Consider the following 15,851-nt stretch of genomic DNA (forward strand, 5'->3'; position numbering starts at 1 on the left):
AAGGCGATTTTAAATTTAGTCAGGAATTTGTTCTTTTTGATCGCCGGGGACGTCCTGGATAAAAACATTCACGCCGCGTTGTTTAATAAAATGTAAGTCCGTGAGATCTTGATAATCGACATACACTTTACTGCTGATTTGCTTTTTCCCTTCCGAGAAATGCATATTACCGACGTTGACATCTTTCAGGTCAATACCACCTTCTACCAATTTACGTACCGTTTGTGGCGTACGGCAAATCAGGAAGATCTTCTGATGCGGTGCAGCTTTGCCGATGACGTTAATGGTTTTTTCGATAGTAAAGAAACGAATGCCAAAGCCGTAGGTTTCTGCGGTAATCCCCATCAATTTCTGTTGAATATCATCGTTAGCGACGACATCATCCACGACCACCAGCAGATTCGCACCGATAGTGGATGTCCAGGTCACGCCAACCTGGCCATGAACCAGACGGTTATCAATACGGGTTAAGAGAATATTTGGACTGCTCATTGTGTAATCCTCACCATAAAGTTGAATAATATAATCTTTTTAAATATATTATTGTTGCGATATTGTACTGATGTATTTATTAAGGTTTAGTTATCTCCTTTGCCGTTAAGGCACTACCCGATATTAATCGGGCAGTGCATTCTGAAAAATCGTATAAAATTAATGATTACGCGGAAATTCGATTCGCTGAACCACAGACATTAATTTTATTTCTGACGACTTCTTTCATCGCATCCATACCGACACGCATATAATAACGAGGATCATTACCCTGCGGATTTTCCGCAAACCAGGCTTTTACCGCACCTGCGAAGGCAATTTTCAATTCCGTGGCAACGTTCACTTTTGTTACACCAAGCTCAATAGTGCGGCGGACAAATTCATCAGGAACATCGCTGGCACCATGCAGCACCAGAGGAACATCCACCACTTCACGAATTTCCGCCAGCCGCTGGAAATCAATCTTCGGCGTTTTGCTGTATAAGCCGTGCGCCGTACCAATCGCTACCGCCAGGCTGTCGACGCCAGTCAGTTCGACAAAGCGTTTAGCTTCTTGTGGATCGGTCAGGAATGCACTTTCGGCGTCGACGCTCATGTCATCTTCAACACCGCCCAGACGGCCCAGTTCTGCTTCCACGCTGCAATCCTGCGAGTGGCAGAAGTCGACAACCGATTTCACCAGCTTCACGTTCTCGGCAAATGGGAAGTGACTGCCGTCGATCATCGCACTGCGTACGCCTGCGTGGACTTTTCGGCGAATATCATCGAGTGATTCGTGGTGGTCGAGATGCAGCGCCAGCGGCATGTTGTAGGTTGTGGAATAGGCGCTACACAGAGCGTAGATCTCTTCTAGCGCAATATGTTTAAAGGTCCCCGGCGTCCCGGCGAGGATCACTGGCGATCGCATTTCGCTACATACTTCGAGGATCGCCTGGATCGTCTCGGCGTTATGAATGTTAAAGGCTGGCACCGCGTAGCCATTGGCCTGGGCGTCCTGTAACAGATATTTGGTGGAGATAATGCTCATAATGCGATCCTCTTATGCCTGCCACGGATGAATGATTACGCCTTGCACCACGCGGTTTACGGTGCCACTGGCGGATGGGGTATCCGGCGTATTGCCCATGTGCAACGACTGCATCAGTGCAAACGTCTGGGCGTACATCAGGAAGCAAAATGCCTGTTCAACGTCGATAAAGTGACGGGATGGCGGCAGGATGATATGCGGGCCAGCGGCGATAACATCGTTACTTTCCGCGGCGATGGCGATTACGCGCATTGCCTGGTTGTCATGGCGGAGTTCTGCCAGCAGATCAAGATCATACTGACGGGTGTAAGGGTGGCTGGAGATAAATACCACCACCAACGTTTCGTTATCGACCAGCGATTTCGGGCCATGACGGAATCCGGTCGGGGAATCATAAAAGGCCGCCAGTTTACCCGCCGTTAGTTCCAGCACTTTCAGCGCCGACTCGCGTGCTGCGCCCTGTAAGCCACCGCTACCGAGATAAACGATCCGTTTCCACGGTGCGTAACCAAACACACCTTCGCTGAAATCGCCCAGTGAGGTCAGGATCGCCTGGCAACGATCCGCCACATCGCGGAAGCTCTGGCTGTTGATCGTCTCAGGTGCGAAAACCGCGAGGCAGCTGGCCATCATGGTGGTAATGCTGCTGGTCATCGCAAAGCCGCGATCGTGTGTTTCTGCGGGCATCAGCAGGGCAAACGCGTTGTCGCTGTTGATCGCGTTTTGGTAAAGATCGCCCGCTTCGTTGCAGGTGATCGGCAGGTGATAGCACTCGGGTACAAACTGATTCGCCAGTTCCACGGCGGCAACGCTTTCCGGGCTGTTGCCGGAACGCCCGAAGGAGATCAACAGCAGCGGATGAGCTGGGTTCAGGTAGTCCATCGGATTAGTGACCAGATCGGTGGTCGGTACAGCGCTGAAGTTTCTGCCGGTATGGCTGGCAAGCCACGGCGCGATGATGTCACCGATAAATGCCGAGGTTCCGGCTCCGGTCAGGATGATCCGCAGATTCTCTTTGCGCAGTAACGGTTCAAGGAAGTTATTGAGCGCGGAACGTAACGCGTCGATGTTGGTGAGGGAACGGATCCATGCGCGAGGCTGATGACGGATCTCTTCTTCGGTCCATGTACCGGTGGTCGCGGCAGCAGGGGTGTAATTTTCTGGCATAACTCAATCCTTAGTCTGATGAACTTGACTTCCGGCGTGGTAGCTTTCGTTCGCCTTTCGTTTCATTTCACTTGGTGATTTCTTTCGTTGATTAAAATCTATAGAAAAGAAACTGAAAGTTCAATAGGGAAAAAGGAAATAAAACGAAATCTGTGATCGTTGAAAGAAAAGATAAGGGAAGTAAAAGGGATTTCCGCATGCGGCGTTAACGCCTTTTTCGGCCTGGCAATCACTGCCGTAGGTCGGATAAGACGCGTTAGCGTCGCATCCGACACCGCTACACAGATTAAAACGAAAGAAAAAGAAAGGCCTTACGGGGGAAGTGAAGGCCCAATAACGGAGCAAACAATTAAAACGAAGCTAATTGACCCTGAATCCAGATTTGTTGCACATGCAGCCCGCTATCCAGCGCAACGACGCTGGCGCGTTTGCCCGGTTTAAGCGATCCCAGAACACCATCAACACCCAGCATTCGCGCCGGATGCAGCGACGCCATATGGATGGCTTCCGCAGGCGTTACGCCCGTCAACTCGACCATATTGCGCACTGCCGCATCGACAGACAGCGTACTGCCCGCCAGCCCACCGGACGCGGTACGGACAACGCCACCGTGCATCTGCACTTCTTCACCACATAACGTATAGCGACCATCCGGCATCCCGGCTGCCTGCATCGCGTCGGTGATCAGCACGATTCTCTCTTTCGCACAGCAACAACACAGCGACATCGCCGCCGGATGTACATGATGCCCATCGGCTATCAGTTCCAGCCAGGCGCGCTTGTCTGTTAATCCCGCGCCAACCATTCCCGGTTCGCGGTGATGTAAACCCGTCATCCCGTTATAGCAATGTACCAGGCCGTCTGCGCCAGCATCAAACGCAGCGCAGGTTTGTTGCCAGGTTGCTGCGCTATGTCCCAGCATCACCCGTACGTTTTGCTGTTTAAGATGGCGGATGGCCTGCAATGCCCCCTCTTTTTCCGGTGCCAGTGCCACCACGCGCAAAGTGTGCTGAGAAACGGTAATCAATTGATCCAGCTCGGTAATTTCCAGCTCGCGGAACAGCTCCGGCGGATGTGCGCCTTTATTCTGCGGCGTGAAGTACGGTCCTTCGAGATAACTTCCCAGCACTTGCGCACCAGGTCCGCCGCGTTGGCAACGTTGAGCAATACGCGCCAGCGTCGCATGAATGGCATTAAGCGGCGCGGTTACGGTAGTCGGCAACCAACTGCCGACACCCTCGCGCGCTTTGTGCATTGCCAGCTTGTCGAGCGCATCCGGTGCGTCATCCATCACATCAACGCCCGCGCCGCCGTGCACATGGGTGTCGATGTAAGCGGGGCAGAGCAGTTCCGCATTGCGTTCAGTCACGCCTGGTGGAATCGGTTCGATTGCCGCGATCACACCGTCAGCAATACGCAGCTGATGATCATCAAGCCAGCCCTCTTCTGTCAGCAGCCTTCTGGCGCGCAGAACTTGTGTCATATTCCTTCCTCGACCGGACATTCTTCATGGCAGCGACCAAGTTCGTCCACCAGACTGGTCAGCCCACGGTGTCCGCACTCCAGCGCCTGCACACGGAACTCTTCACTACTTAACCCTTCGCGCTCCAGCACCATCTCCAGTAGCAGTTGTAAATTGGTGCCGGTGATCACTTCACAGCCCGGTTTTTGCATCGCCAGCGTTGAAGCTACGCGAAACGGCGTGCCGCCCAGCAAATCCGTCAGAAAAACAATGCCGTCTTCACAATCCAGTTGGGCGATGGCTTCTTCAAGCTGCGATGTAAGCAGCGCGGTGCTTGAGGTTTCGGGAAAATCGATGGCGATAAACTGCGATTGCTCACCGAGGATTTGCTTCATTGCTTTTTCCATGCCGCTGGCAAACCCGCCATGCCCTGTCAAAATAATACTTAACATCTAATACCTCATTGTATTTAAAGGAAATGGCAGAATTTACCGACGATGCCGAGAACCACGGTAACTGCAATCAGGCGCAGCGGACTCCAGCCGCGGCGTACCAGCCAGAACATGGTCAGGGTGTAGACCAGCGGTAAGAAGGCAGGCATCAGTTTGTCGATAACATCAGCCTGTAACTTAACCACTGCGTCGCCCGCCGTGATTTCCAGCGTGGTGCTTAAGCGAACATAGGTTGCCACCAGCGCGCCGATTACCGTCATCCCAACGATAGACGCAGCATGGCCGACTTTTTTGGTATTCGCTTTAATGAGTGGAATCGCCGCCACGCCCATACGGTAAGCATAATGCGCCAGACCAAAACGCAGTCCCAGATGTACCACGTTGAACAGCACAATAAATACCACAGCGCCGAGGATGGAACCTTGCAACGCCAGACTGGCACCAATCCCGCCACAAATTGGCAGTAGCGTTAGCCAGAACATCGCATCACCAATCCCGCCAAGTGGCGCACCGACGGCAATTTTGGTGCTCTGAATACTGTTAACGTCCTGCTTAGAACGCTCCATCGCGAGGATAATGCCGATAACAAACGTCACCAGAAACGGATGGGTATTGAAGAAACCCATATGCCCCTTCATGGCGCGCGCCAGGTCGCGTTTATTAGTGTGGATCTTTTTCAGTGCTGGCAGCAGACCGTACAGCCAACCGGAAGCCTGCATACGTTCGTAGTTAAAAGAAGCCTGTAACAGCATGGAACGCCAGGCGACGCGGTTGATATCTTTTTTCGTCAGCTCCGCGCCAATGCTCTGGTCTTCATACACGTTTTCATTGACGCCAGTCAGCAATGTTTCTTCATTTTCGCTGACGTTCGGCAGGGTAGTTTGATTAGATGCCATCTTCAAATTCCTCTTTCTGTGCCGCAGGTTGAGTCGGTTCAGGAGATTTACGCAGCAGGTCGATCAGCGCCATCGCCAGCGCAGCGGCAGCAATAGCCAGCACCGGTAACTTGAGCCAGGCAGCGGCAACAAAGCCCAGGATGAAGTAGGGGATGTAGACGTTTTTCATCATGATTTTCAGCAGCACGGCAAAACCGATTGCTGGCATGATGCCGCCCGCGACGCCGAGGCCGTCGATTAATCGTTGCGGCAGGACATCAATGATGGTTTTTGCATGTTCCGCGCCGAAGTAGATAGGCAGGAAAGCGCAGAGAAAATAGAAGATGCCGAGCGCCAGCAGCGCCAGATAGTTCACACGCTCAATGCCGCGTGTATCGGCGTTCTCCGCCATTCGGTCGCAGCGGGACATCACGCCTGACATCACCGAGAACAGGAAGGTAATCCCCATCTGTACCGCAACCGCGAAAGGTACGGCTACGCCGACCGCGACATCGGGTTTCACGCCGGTGGTTATGGCAAACGCCGTGCCGACGATAGTACCGATAATCACGTTAGGCGGCTGTGCGCCCGCCAGAGGGGCCAGCCCCATCCACACCAGTTCCAGCGTACCGCCGGTTAAAATACCGGTATGCAGATCGCCAAGTACCAGCCCGACCAACGGGCCGAGGACCACCGGGCGGTGCATATGGGTTAAGCCGTTAAACATATCCAGGCCAGCGATAAAGGCGATAATGCCCAACGCGAATGCCTGCAACAGACTGATTTCCATGATGAATCCCTCAAAGTAATTTAAAGAGGTCCACAGCAGGCTCTGTCGGGACGCCCTGAACGAAGCATTCCACCCCAGCGGCTTTCAGATCGTTAAATGCTGCGATATCGCCCGCATCCACAGAAACCGTTTTGGCGATTTGCTGCTTGCCATTGGCGTAGTGCATATTGCCAACGTTAATGCGGCTAACCGGGACGCCACCTTTCACCAGCGTCAGGAAATCGGCAGGTGTTTTACAAACCAGCAGGATTTTCTGTCGATCGGCGGCGCGATGAATGTTGTCGATAACTTTTTGCAGCGTCCAGAAACGTACGGCTATCCCTTCTGCCAGTACCATTTCCATCAGGTTTTGTTGTACCGGATCTTCGGCAACCTCATCGTTGGCTACCAGCACCAGATTTGCCCCCGCAAATCCGACCCACTGAACGCCGACCTGACCGTGAATCAAGCGTTCATCAATCCGGCTTAAAACAATATTTGGCATAGCGTCTTCCTCTTTGTTTTGGTTATTGGCCTTCACAGGCTGTGTGGTACTGCGCCAGGATGTCCTGAATATGGTTGATAATGAGTTCCCGTGGCGTTGGCTGCAGCTCGCCGGAGCGAACTTTCACATACTGCAGCGGCAGATACTGGCTGATGAGCGGCAGCGGAATAGGCGCATCCGCCAGATTACGAACCAGATGGGCGAAAGCGTCATCAATCTGGCTGTCCGGCCAGTAGTAACGCACGCGATCCGAGTAGCTATAACCACGCGCCAGACGACGCGCGTTGCCGTCACCGTGGTAGTGGCTTTGCCAGTATTCCGGGCGGTCGAGCATCACGTTTTCCAGTACCTGACGCAGACCGGAACAGGCTTTCGCTGGCACCAGTTCTTCTTCAATCGCTGCCAGAGAGAACAAGGCTTCACGCAGGGCGAAGGTCAGCGCCGGGCCAACTTTCAGAATGGCAAAATGGTCAATAACCAACTGACGTAACGATTGCGGCGTTTGATAATCCGTAGAGTGAGCTTCGAAAATCAGCGTTTCGTAGTTTTCGATCATCTGGCTTAAGGCAGCCGCTTTGGCGGGCTGATAATCAATAACGTTGGTGTGATCGAATTCGACGCCAGGCTGAACTACCAGCGCGATGATGCGCGGCCAGATGGCATTCAGACCTTGCTTTTCAAAAGCGTGACGATGGGCTTCCAGCGTGGCGCGGGCGGCATCCGGCGTGGTGACCGCCAGTTCGCTTAAGGTTTCATGTGCGCCGCCAGGCACCGGAACTTCGGTGCCAATGACATACACCAGATCGGCCTCGCCAAAATGTTCACGGCAGGTTTCTTCCGCCACTTTCGCCAGACGAGCGGCGCGTTCGGCAACGATGCCATCGGTTAAGGGAACCGGATCGTCCTGACAGGACATGCTGCAATCAAGGTGAATTTTTTTGAATCCTGCCGCGACGTAGCTTTTAATCAAATCATCGGCATTGGCCATCGCCTGAGCGGCAGGCAGGTTTTGCCAGCGGTTTGGCCCCAGATGGTCGCCACCCAGAATCAACGCGTCCTGTGGGAAATTCAGCGAGTCAGCAAGCTGACAAACAAAGCCGCGAAAATCGGCTGGCGTCATTCCGGTATAACCGCCGAACTGGTCCACCTGATTGGACGTCGCTTCAATCAGTAGCGGCGTTTGGTTTGCACAGGCGTAGCGGATTGCAGCTTCCAGCACCAGTGGATGTGCGGAACAAACGGCATAAATCCCATTTGTTTTGCCCTCTTTATGCTGTCTCACCATTTCTGTCAGATGTTTCACTTTCCTCTCCAGTTCAGATTACTGCAACTTTAATCTTTCGTTTTGTTTCAATTGATACTGCGACATGGTGAGATAAAAATAAAACGAAAGATAATAGTTTTCTGATCTGATTCACAAAAGAAACATAATGAAAGCAACTGAAACGAGCGTAGCTTGCGTCAATGGGCAAGGTGGGCTTGCAATTGCTTAATAGAAAGGCGTTAATAGGCAAAACGAAATGAAACGAAAGTTTTACGAAAGGACTTACTATGAGTAATACCGACGCTTCAGGCGAGAAGCGAGTGACTGGCACCAGTGAGCGACGAGAGCAGATCATTCAACGCCTGCGCCAGCAAGGAAGTGTGCAAGTTAATGATCTATCGGCATTGTATGGTGTATCTACTGTGACGATCCGTAACGATCTGGCGTTTCTGGAAAAGCAGGGGATCGCTGTGCGGGCCTATGGGGGCGCGTTGATCTGCGATAGCACGACGCCGTCAGTCGAGCCATCAGTGGAAGATAAAAGTGCGCTCAACACGGCGATGAAACGCAGCGTTGCGAAAGCTGCCGTTGAGTTGATTCAGCCAGGTCATCGGGTGATCCTCGATTCCGGGACCACCACTTTTGAGATTGCTCGTCTGATGCGCAAGCACACTGACGTAATTGCGATGACCAACGGTATGAACGTGGCCAATGCTTTACTGGAAGCGGAAGGCGTTGAGCTGCTGATGACCGGCGGGCATTTGCGCCGTCAATCGCAATCTTTTTACGGCGATCAGGCTGAACAATCGCTGCAAAATTACCACTTCGATATGCTGTTTCTTGGCGTAGATGCTATTGATCTGGAGCGTGGCGTCAGCACGCATAATGAAGATGAAGCTCGTTTAAACCGTCGGATGTGCGAAGTTGCGGAACGGATCATCGTAGTCACCGATTCCAGTAAGTTCAACCGCTCCAGCCTACATAAGATCATCGATACCCAGCGGATCGACATGATCATTGTCGATAAAGGCATTCCTGCGGATAGTCTGGAAGGGCTGCGAAAGGTTGGGGTTGAAGTGATTCTGGTCGAGGAGTACGCGTCTTCGCTGTGACTCACTATGCCCGATAAACAAGCGATATCGGGCATAATACAACTTGAAGTATGATGAGTATATCAGGTCACCGGTGCCGGGTTAAACACCGCCAGCTGGTTATGCAGTCCCCATTGATCCGAGAAGGTTTTCTTCTTCCCGCTGGCGACGTCGAGAATAAAGTGGAACAGCTTCCAGCCCACCTCTTCAATGGTTTCTTCGCCGGTGGCGATGGTGCCTGCGTTGATATCCATTAAGTCAAACCAACGGTTTGCCAGCTCGGTGCGGGTCGCCATTTTAATGACGGGTACCGCCATCAGGCCATACGGCGTGCCGCGACCGGTCGTAAACACTTGCACGGTAATACCCGAAGCCACCTGTTGCGTGCCACAAACAAAATCGCTGGCTGGCGTCGCGGCGTAAATTAATCCGCGTTTAGTCGGGCGTTGACCGGGCGACAGCACTTCAACAATTGCGCTTTTACCCGATTTAGCAATGGAGCCGAGTGCCTTCTCTACCACGTTTGCCAGACCGCCTTTCTTGTTGCCCGGCGAAGGGTTGGCGCTGCGGTCGGTTTTTCCCATATTGAGATAGTTATCGTACCACTCCATCTCTTCCAGCAGCCGTTTGCCGACCTCTTCGTTAATGGCGCGCGGTGTCAGTAGATGAATCGCGTCACGCACTTCCGTTACTTCTGAAAACATCACCGTTGCACCGCAGCGCACCAGTAAATCAGACGCATATCCAACCGCCGGGTTTGCCGTTACGCCAGAAAATGCATCGCTGCCGCCGCATTGCATGCCGACAACCAGTTCCGAAGCAGGACAGGTTTCTCGCTGACGTTGATTCAGTTTTTGTAGATGGCGTTCGGCGACCTGCAAAATATCCTCGACCATTGATTGAAAGCCGACATGCTTTTCATCCTGCAAGCTGACAATGCTGGCGCTTTCTACTGGAATAGCCTGCACATCATCCGTGCCGACCAGCAGGCGCTCTGGTTGCAATTTCTCGCATCCCAAGCCAATCACCATCACCTCGCCGCCAAAATTTGGATTGAGCGAAATATTGTGAATGGTACGTATTGGCACTACAGCCGCCGGAGCATTAATCGCCACGCCACAACCGTACAGGTGATTCAGTCCCACTACGCCATCGACGTTCGGGTATTTTGGCAGCAGATCGCGCTCAATGATTTTTACTACGTAATCCACCACGCCTGCCACACAGTGGACGCTGGTGGTAATGCCGAGCAGGTTTTTGGTTCCCACGCTACCATCAGCATTGCGATAGCCTTCAAAGGTATAACCTTCCAGCGGCGGTAAGGGTTCCGGGACTTTGGTTGCCAGTGGCAGCGTGTGTAACGGCGGCGCTTCCGGTAGTACTACCATTGATTCGTCGATCCAGCTTCCGCGTGGGATTGCGCGCACGGCGTAACCAATCACTTCGCCATAACGAATAATTTCTCCATTAGCTGGAATGTCCAGCAATGCGACTTTATGCCCCTGAGGAATATGTTCAATTAATTCCAGTCCGTCCGGAAAACGCGTTCCTGCTTTCAGGCCATTATCATTAACAATAATTGCCACATTATCTGTGTCGTGAACTTTTATATAAAACGCAGTTGGCGTTTCTTGTCTGATTTCGATGTTGGCCATTGTGCAATATTCTCCAGCCAGGGACTATTAAAATGAGGACCTGGTCTCATTTAAAAATAAATGACTTCATTGGGTGAAATAAGAATGTCAGGAGTTTAAACGCAGAAATGTGATCAATGTCAATCATTTCAGGGATTGCAGTACCGCCCGGCAAGGCAATGCGTAAATCTGTGCTTTAGCGCGCAACCTTATGTGCATATGCTCAAAATAATATTTAAATCGTATTAATTAAATTAGCATTTGCACAATGATTATTATTCTCGCGCTGCTTATACTGATTCCCGAGTTCATTGTCATTACGGCATAAATGAAACTCATAAATAACATCTTCCCCATAATAATAAAAATCAGCATAAGTACCCGAGGTAAATAAAATGATTCTGGACACCGTTGACGAAAAAAAGAAAGGCGTGCATACCCGCTATTTAATATTACTGATTATTTTTATTGTTACCGCCGTTAACTACGCCGATCGTGCAACGCTGTCTATTGCTGGTACCGAAGTAGCAAAAGAGTTGCAGTTAAGTGCGGTTTCGATGGGTTACATCTTCTCCGCTTTTGGCTGGGCCTACTTGCTGATGCAAATCCCCGGCGGCTGGCTGCTTGATAAGTTTGGCTCGAAGAAAGTTTACACTTACAGCCTCTTTTTCTGGTCGCTGTTCACCTTCCTGCAAGGCTTTGTCGATATGTTTCCGCTGGCCTGGGCTGGGATCTCCATGTTCTTTATGCGCTTTATGCTGGGGTTTTCGGAAGCGCCGTCATTCCCGGCGAACGCCCGTATTGTCGCGGCCTGGTTCCCGACGAAAGAACGTGGTACTGCCTCCGCCATCTTTAACTCGGCGCAATATTTCTCGCTGGCGCTCTTCTCACCGCTGCTTGGCTGGCTGACTTTTGCCTGGGGCTGGGAGCACGTCTTTACCGTTATGGGAGTGATTGGTTTTGTGCTGACGGCGCTGTGGATCAAGTTGATTCATAACCCGACAGATCACCCACGCATGTCCGCGGAAGAGTTGAAGTTTATCTCTGAAAATGGCGCGGTGGTTGATATGGACCACAAAAAGCCGGGCAGTGCGGTGGCAAGCGGTCCCAAACTGCATTACATCAAGCAATTGCTCTCCAGTCGCATGATGCTGGGTGTATTTTTCGGACAATATTTTATCAACACCATCACCTGGTTCTTCCTTACCTGGTTCCCGATTTATCTGGTGCAGGAAAAAGGTATGTCGATTCTGAAGGTAGGCCTGGTCGCCTCGATTCCGGCACTGTGTGGTTTTGCTGGCGGTGTGCTCGGTGGTGTCTTCTCGGATTATCTGATCAAACGCGGTTTGTCACTGACCCTGGCTCGTAAGCTACCGATTGTACTGGGAATGTTGCTGGCTTCCACCATCATCTTATGTAACTACACCAACAACACCACGCTGGTGGTCATGCTGATGGCGCTGGCCTTCTTTGGCAAAGGATTTGGTGCGCTGGGCTGGCCGGTGATTTCTGACACCGCGCCGAAAGAGATTGTTGGCCTCTGTGGCGGCGTATTTAACGTCTTTGGCAATGTTGCCTCCATTGTCACTCCACTGGTGATTGGTTACCTGGTAAGTGAACTGCACTCCTTCAATGCGGCACTGGTCTTCGTGGGATGTTCGGCGCTGATGGCGATGGTCTGCTACCTCTTCGTGGTTGGCGACATTAAACGTATGGAATTGCAGAAATAAGCAAAGGTATAAGCGATGAATAACGATATTTTCCCGAATAAATTCAAAGCCGCACTGGCTGCGAAACAGGTACAAATTGGTTGCTGGTCAGCTCTCTCTAACCCGATTAGCACTGAAGTTCTTGGTTTGGCTGGCTTTGACTGGCTGGTGCTGGATGGCGAACATGCGCCAAACGATATCTCCACATTTATTCCCCAGCTGATGGCCCTGAAAGGTAGCCCCAGCGCGCCAGTGGTGCGGGTGCCGACCAACGAACCGGTAATTATTAAGCGTCTTCTGGATATCGGTTTCTATAACTTCCTGATTCCATTTGTCGAAACAGAAGAGGAAGCGGTACAAGCAGTGGCATCTACTCGTTATCCACCAGAAGGTATTCGCGGCGTCTCCGTTTCTCACCGCGCCAATATGTTTGGCACCGTGGCGGATTATTTCGCTCAGTCGAACAAGAACATCACCATTCTGGTCCAGATTGAAAGTCAGCAAGGCGTAGATAACGTCGATGCCATCGCCGCTACCGAAGGTGTAGACGGCATCTTCGTCGGTCCCAGCGATCTGGCTGCGGCATTAGGCCATCTCGGCAATGCATCACACCCGGATGTACAAAAAGCGATTCAACATATTTTTAACCGTGCCAGAGCGCACGGCAAACCCAGCGGTATCCTCGCACCGGTCGAAGCCGATGCGCGTCGTTATCTGGAATGGGGCGCGACGTTTGTGGCTGTTGGTAGCGATCTCGGCGTGTTCCGCTCTGCCACCCAGAAACTGGCAGATACCTTTAAAAAATAACCACCACCGCAACAAGAGAGATGATTGATATGACTATGAAAGTTGGTTTTATTGGCCTGGGTATTATGGGTAAACCAATGAGTAAAAACCTTCTGAAAGCAGGTTACTCGCTGGTGGTTTCTGACCGTAACCCTGAAGTTATCGCAAAAGTGATAGCTGCAGGTGCAGAAACAGCTTCTACGGCTAAAGCGATCGCTGAACAGTGCGACGTCATCATTACCATGCTGCCAAACTCTCCTCATGTGAAAGAAGTGGCGCTGGGTGAAAATGGCATTATTGAAGGCGCGAAACCCGGCACGGTATTGATCGACATGAGTTCTATCGCACCGTTGGCAAGCCGTGAAATCAGCGAAGCGCTGAAAGCGAAAGGCATTGATATGCTTGATGCTCCGGTTAGCGGTGGTGAGCCGAAAGCGATTGATGGCACTCTGTCAGTGATGGTGGGTGGCGATAAGGCTATTTTCGACAAATACTATGACTTAATGAAAGCGATGGCGGGGTCTGTGGTACATACCGGGGAAATCGGTGCAGGCAACGTCACCAAACTGGCCAACCAGGTCATTGTGGCGCTGAATATTGCCGCGATGTCAGAAGCGTTGACGCTGGCAACCAAAGCAGGCGTTAACCCGGATCTGGTTTATCAGGCAATTCGTGGTGGACTGGCGGGCAGTACCGTGCTGGATGCGAAAGCGCCAATGGTGATGGACCGTAACTTCAAGCCAGGTTTCCGTATTGATCTGCATATTAAGGATCTGGCGAATGCGCTGGATACCTCCCACGGCGTTGGCGCGCAACTGCCGCTGACGGCTGCGGTTATGGAGATGATGCAAGCGCTGCGTGCCGATGGTCTGGGAACAGCAGACCATAGCGCCCTTGCGTGCTACTACGAAAAACTGGCGAAAGTCGAAGTTACTCGCTAATGACGTCGTGCCCGGATGGCTTATTGCTATCCGGGCCTGGAATCCAGGCCGAATAAGAGAAACGCCCCCCGGCGTAATGTGGTAACAGGCAAAGGTATGAAAATCGTAATCGCCCCAGACTCTTATAAAGAAAGTTTATCAGCCAGCGAGGTTGCGCAGGCGATAGAAAAAGGATTTCGGGAAATTTTTCCTGATGCACAGTACGTTTCTGTTCCTGTTGCCGACGGTGGCGAAGGAACGGTGGAAGCGATGATTGCTGCCACCCAGGGGGCTGAACGTCACGCCTGGGTTACAGGGCCGCTGGGCGAGAAAGTGAATGCCAGTTGGGGGATCTCCGGCGACGGCAAAACCGCGTTTATCGAAATGGCTGCGGCCAGTGGGCTGGCGCTGGTGCCATCGGAAAAGCGTGATCCGCTGGTAACCACTTCACGCGGCACAGGGGAGTTAATCCTGCAGGCGCTGGAGAGCGGTGCAACAAGCATCATTATCGGTATTGGCGGTAGCGCCACCAACGATGGCGGTGCAGGGATGATGCAGGCGCTGGGAGCGAAGTTAAGCGATGCCAATGGCAATGAAATCGGCTTTGGCGGCGGCAGTCTTAATACTCTGAATACCATTGATATCAGTGGCCTCGATCCACGTTTAAAGAATTGTACGATTCGCGTCGCCTGTGATGTCACCAATCCGCTGGTGGGCGACAGTGGCGCTTCGCGGATCTTTGGCCCGCAAAAAGGGGCGAATGAAGCCACGATTGTCGAGCTGGACAAGAATCTCTCTCACTATGCTGATGTCATCAAAAAATCGCTGCATGTTGATGTGAAAGACGTCCCCGGTGCAGGTGCGGCGGGCGGAATGGGCGCGGCGTTGATGGCTTTTCTTGGCGCAGAGCTAAAGAGCGGCATTGAGATTGTGACTACGGCGCTCAATCTGGAAGAACATATTCATGATTGCACGCTGGTTATCACCGGAGAAGGGCGCATTGATAGCCAGAGCATCCATGGCAAAGTACCGATTGGGGTGGCTAATGTGGCGAAGAAATACAATAAACCGGTAATTGGTATTGCGGGTAGTCTTACGAAGGATGTTGGCGTTGTGCACCAGCATGGTATCGATGCTGTATTCAGCGTGTTAAACAGTATTGTTACGCTGGATGAAGCTTTCAGCGGGGCTTATGACAATATTTACCGAGCTTCGCGCAATATTGCTGCAACACTGGCGATTGGAATGCGCAACGCGGGGTGACAAGGGCGTGTAAACCCTCTATACTGCGCGCCGAAGCTGACCAGACAGTCGCCGCTTCGTCGTCGTCCTCTTCGGGGGAGACGGGCGGAGGGGAGGAAAGTCCGGGCTCCATAGGGCAGGGTGCCAGGTAACGCCTGGGGGGGAAACCCACGACCAGTGCAACAGAGAGCAAACCGCCGATGGCCCACGCGAGTGGGATCAGGTAAGGGTGAAAGGGTGCGGTAAGAGCGCACCGCGCGGCTGGTAACAGTCCGTGGCACGGTAAACTCCACCCGGAGCAAGGCCAAATAGGGGTTCATAAGGTACGGCCCGTACTGAACCCGGGTAGGCTGCTTGAGCCAGTGAGCGATTGCTGGCCTAGATGAATGACTGTCCACGACAGAACCCGGCTTATCGGTCAGTTTCACCTATTTTAACGAAAACCCGCCAGTGCAA

Annotated in this window: 15 protein-coding genes and 1 other RNA gene; 6 read left to right on the forward strand and 10 right to left on the reverse strand. The window is 52.2% G+C overall.

Going from position 1 to position 15,851, the window contains the following annotated elements:
* Window positions 1-15: 15 nt before the first annotated feature.
* The 9 genes from agaB to kbaZ all read right to left on the reverse strand — a co-directional run bounded on the left by agaB (window position 16) and on the right by kbaZ (window position 8,052).
* Window positions 16-492 carry a PTS galactosamine transporter subunit IIB gene (gene agaB, locus D9734_RS00655; RefSeq protein WP_130204634.1) on the reverse strand — a complete coding sequence of 159 codons (477 nt, stop codon included), beginning with the start codon at window positions 490-492 and terminating at the stop codon, window positions 16-18.
* Window positions 493-658: 166 nt separating this feature from the next.
* Entirely contained in the window at window positions 659-1,519 is an 861-nt protein-coding gene (kbaY, locus tag D9734_RS00660) for a tagatose-bisphosphate aldolase subunit KbaY (RefSeq protein ID WP_000022766.1), read from the reverse strand.
* Window positions 1,520-1,531: 12 nt separating this feature from the next.
* The gene (locus tag D9734_RS00665) at window positions 1,532-2,686 is read right to left on the reverse strand and encodes an AgaS family sugar isomerase (RefSeq protein WP_130204636.1); all 1,155 of its coding nucleotides are present in this window, start codon (window positions 2,684-2,686) and stop codon (window positions 1,532-1,534) included.
* Between the two features lie 349 nt (window positions 2,687-3,035).
* Window positions 3,036-4,169, reverse strand: a complete 1,134-nt coding sequence (gene nagA, locus D9734_RS00670) for an N-acetylglucosamine-6-phosphate deacetylase (RefSeq protein ID WP_130204638.1) — start codon at window positions 4,167-4,169, stop codon at window positions 3,036-3,038.
* Window positions 4,166-4,600 carry a PTS galactosamine/N-acetylgalactosamine transporter subunit IIA gene (agaF, locus tag D9734_RS00675; RefSeq protein WP_000948829.1) on the reverse strand — a complete coding sequence of 145 codons (435 nt, stop codon included), beginning with the start codon at window positions 4,598-4,600 and terminating at the stop codon, window positions 4,166-4,168. Before agaF ends, nagA begins: the two co-directional genes overlap by 4 nt.
* Window positions 4,601-4,617: 17 nt before the next feature.
* Window positions 4,618-5,496: a PTS N-acetylgalactosamine transporter subunit IID gene (gene agaE / locus D9734_RS00680; protein WP_001295548.1), complete on the reverse strand. Its 879-nt coding sequence runs from the start codon at window positions 5,494-5,496 to the stop codon at window positions 4,618-4,620.
* A complete protein-coding gene (gene agaW / locus D9734_RS00685) occupies window positions 5,486-6,265 on the reverse strand; it encodes a PTS N-acetylgalactosamine transporter subunit IIC (protein ID WP_000406209.1) in 780 nt (259 codons plus the stop codon). Before agaW ends, agaE begins: the two co-directional genes overlap by 11 nt.
* Window positions 6,266-6,275: 10 nt before the next feature.
* A complete protein-coding gene (agaV, locus tag D9734_RS00690; protein ID WP_001352914.1) occupies window positions 6,276-6,749 on the reverse strand; it encodes a PTS N-acetylgalactosamine transporter subunit IIB in 474 nt (157 codons plus the stop codon).
* Window positions 6,750-6,771: 22 nt separating this feature from the next.
* Entirely contained in the window at window positions 6,772-8,052 is a 1,281-nt protein-coding gene (gene kbaZ, locus D9734_RS00695) for a tagatose-bisphosphate aldolase subunit KbaZ (protein WP_130204640.1), read from the reverse strand.
* Between the two features lie 248 nt (window positions 8,053-8,300).
* Here kbaZ and agaR point away from each other — a divergent pair, with 248 nt between their 5' ends.
* Entirely contained in the window at window positions 8,301-9,125 is an 825-nt protein-coding gene (gene agaR / locus D9734_RS00700; RefSeq protein WP_130204642.1) for an aga operon transcriptional regulator AgaR, read from the forward strand.
* A 62-nt stretch (window positions 9,126-9,187) separates the two neighbouring features.
* Here agaR and garD read toward each other — a convergent pair whose 3' ends face one another.
* Window positions 9,188-10,759: a galactarate dehydratase gene (garD, locus tag D9734_RS00705; RefSeq protein WP_130204644.1), complete on the reverse strand. Its 1,572-nt coding sequence runs from the start codon at window positions 10,757-10,759 to the stop codon at window positions 9,188-9,190.
* 374 nt (window positions 10,760-11,133) lie between these two features.
* Between garD and garP the strand changes: the two genes are divergently transcribed.
* The 5 genes from garP (at window position 11,134) to rnpB (ending at window position 15,825) form a co-directional block, all read left to right on the forward strand.
* Window positions 11,134-12,468 carry a galactarate/glucarate/glycerate transporter GarP gene (gene garP / locus D9734_RS00710; protein ID WP_064529564.1) on the forward strand — a complete coding sequence of 445 codons (1,335 nt, stop codon included), beginning with the start codon at window positions 11,134-11,136 and terminating at the stop codon, window positions 12,466-12,468.
* A gap of 15 nt (window positions 12,469-12,483) precedes the next feature.
* Window positions 12,484-13,254, forward strand: coding sequence for a 2-dehydro-3-deoxyglucarate aldolase (gene garL, locus D9734_RS00715; protein ID WP_130204646.1), 771 nt, complete (start codon window positions 12,484-12,486; stop codon window positions 13,252-13,254).
* A gap of 29 nt (window positions 13,255-13,283) precedes the next feature.
* Window positions 13,284-14,174, forward strand: coding sequence for a 2-hydroxy-3-oxopropionate reductase (gene garR, locus D9734_RS00720; RefSeq protein ID WP_130204648.1), 891 nt, complete (start codon window positions 13,284-13,286; stop codon window positions 14,172-14,174).
* A 96-nt stretch (window positions 14,175-14,270) separates the two neighbouring features.
* The gene (gene garK / locus D9734_RS00725; protein WP_130204650.1) at window positions 14,271-15,416 is read left to right on the forward strand and encodes a glycerate 2-kinase; all 1,146 of its coding nucleotides are present in this window, start codon (window positions 14,271-14,273) and stop codon (window positions 15,414-15,416) included.
* A gap of 32 nt (window positions 15,417-15,448) precedes the next feature.
* Window positions 15,449-15,825, forward strand: an RNA gene (rnpB, locus tag D9734_RS00730) — RNase P RNA component class A.
* The last annotated feature ends 26 nt before the right edge of the window (window positions 15,826-15,851 follow it).

The organism is Escherichia sp. E14S1 (assembly GCF_004211995.1).
GTDB lineage: Bacteria > Pseudomonadota > Gammaproteobacteria > Enterobacterales > Enterobacteriaceae > Escherichia.

Excerpts from the sequence above, each read along its gene's own strand:
- agaB (WP_130204634.1), bottom strand. The coding sequence starts at position 492 with ATGAGCAGTCCAAATATTCTCTTAACCCGTATTGATAACCGTCTGGTT.
- kbaY (WP_000022766.1), bottom strand. The coding sequence starts at position 1,519 with ATGAGCATTATCTCCACCAAATATCTGTTACAGGACGCCCAGGCCAAT.
- D9734_RS00665 (WP_130204636.1), bottom strand. The coding sequence starts at position 2,686 with ATGCCAGAAAATTACACCCCTGCTGCCGCGACCACCGGTACATGGACC.
- nagA (WP_130204638.1), bottom strand. The coding sequence starts at position 4,169 with ATGACACAAGTTCTGCGCGCCAGAAGGCTGCTGACAGAAGAGGGCTGG.
- agaF (WP_000948829.1), bottom strand. The coding sequence starts at position 4,600 with ATGTTAAGTATTATTTTGACAGGGCATGGCGGGTTTGCCAGCGGCATG.
- agaE (WP_001295548.1), bottom strand. The coding sequence starts at position 5,496 with ATGGCATCTAATCAAACTACCCTGCCGAACGTCAGCGAAAATGAAGAA.
- agaW (WP_000406209.1), bottom strand. The coding sequence starts at position 6,265 with ATGGAAATCAGTCTGTTGCAGGCATTCGCGTTGGGCATTATCGCCTTT.
- agaV (WP_001352914.1), bottom strand. The coding sequence starts at position 6,749 with ATGCCAAATATTGTTTTAAGCCGGATTGATGAACGCTTGATTCACGGT.
- agaR (WP_130204642.1), top strand. The coding sequence starts at position 8,301 with ATGAGTAATACCGACGCTTCAGGCGAGAAGCGAGTGACTGGCACCAGT.
- garD (WP_130204644.1), bottom strand. The coding sequence starts at position 10,759 with ATGGCCAACATCGAAATCAGACAAGAAACGCCAACTGCGTTTTATATA.
- garP (WP_064529564.1), top strand. The coding sequence starts at position 11,134 with ATGATTCTGGACACCGTTGACGAAAAAAAGAAAGGCGTGCATACCCGC.
- garL (WP_130204646.1), top strand. The coding sequence starts at position 12,484 with ATGAATAACGATATTTTCCCGAATAAATTCAAAGCCGCACTGGCTGCG.
- garR (WP_130204648.1), top strand. The coding sequence starts at position 13,284 with ATGACTATGAAAGTTGGTTTTATTGGCCTGGGTATTATGGGTAAACCA.
- garK (WP_130204650.1), top strand. The coding sequence starts at position 14,271 with ATGAAAATCGTAATCGCCCCAGACTCTTATAAAGAAAGTTTATCAGCC.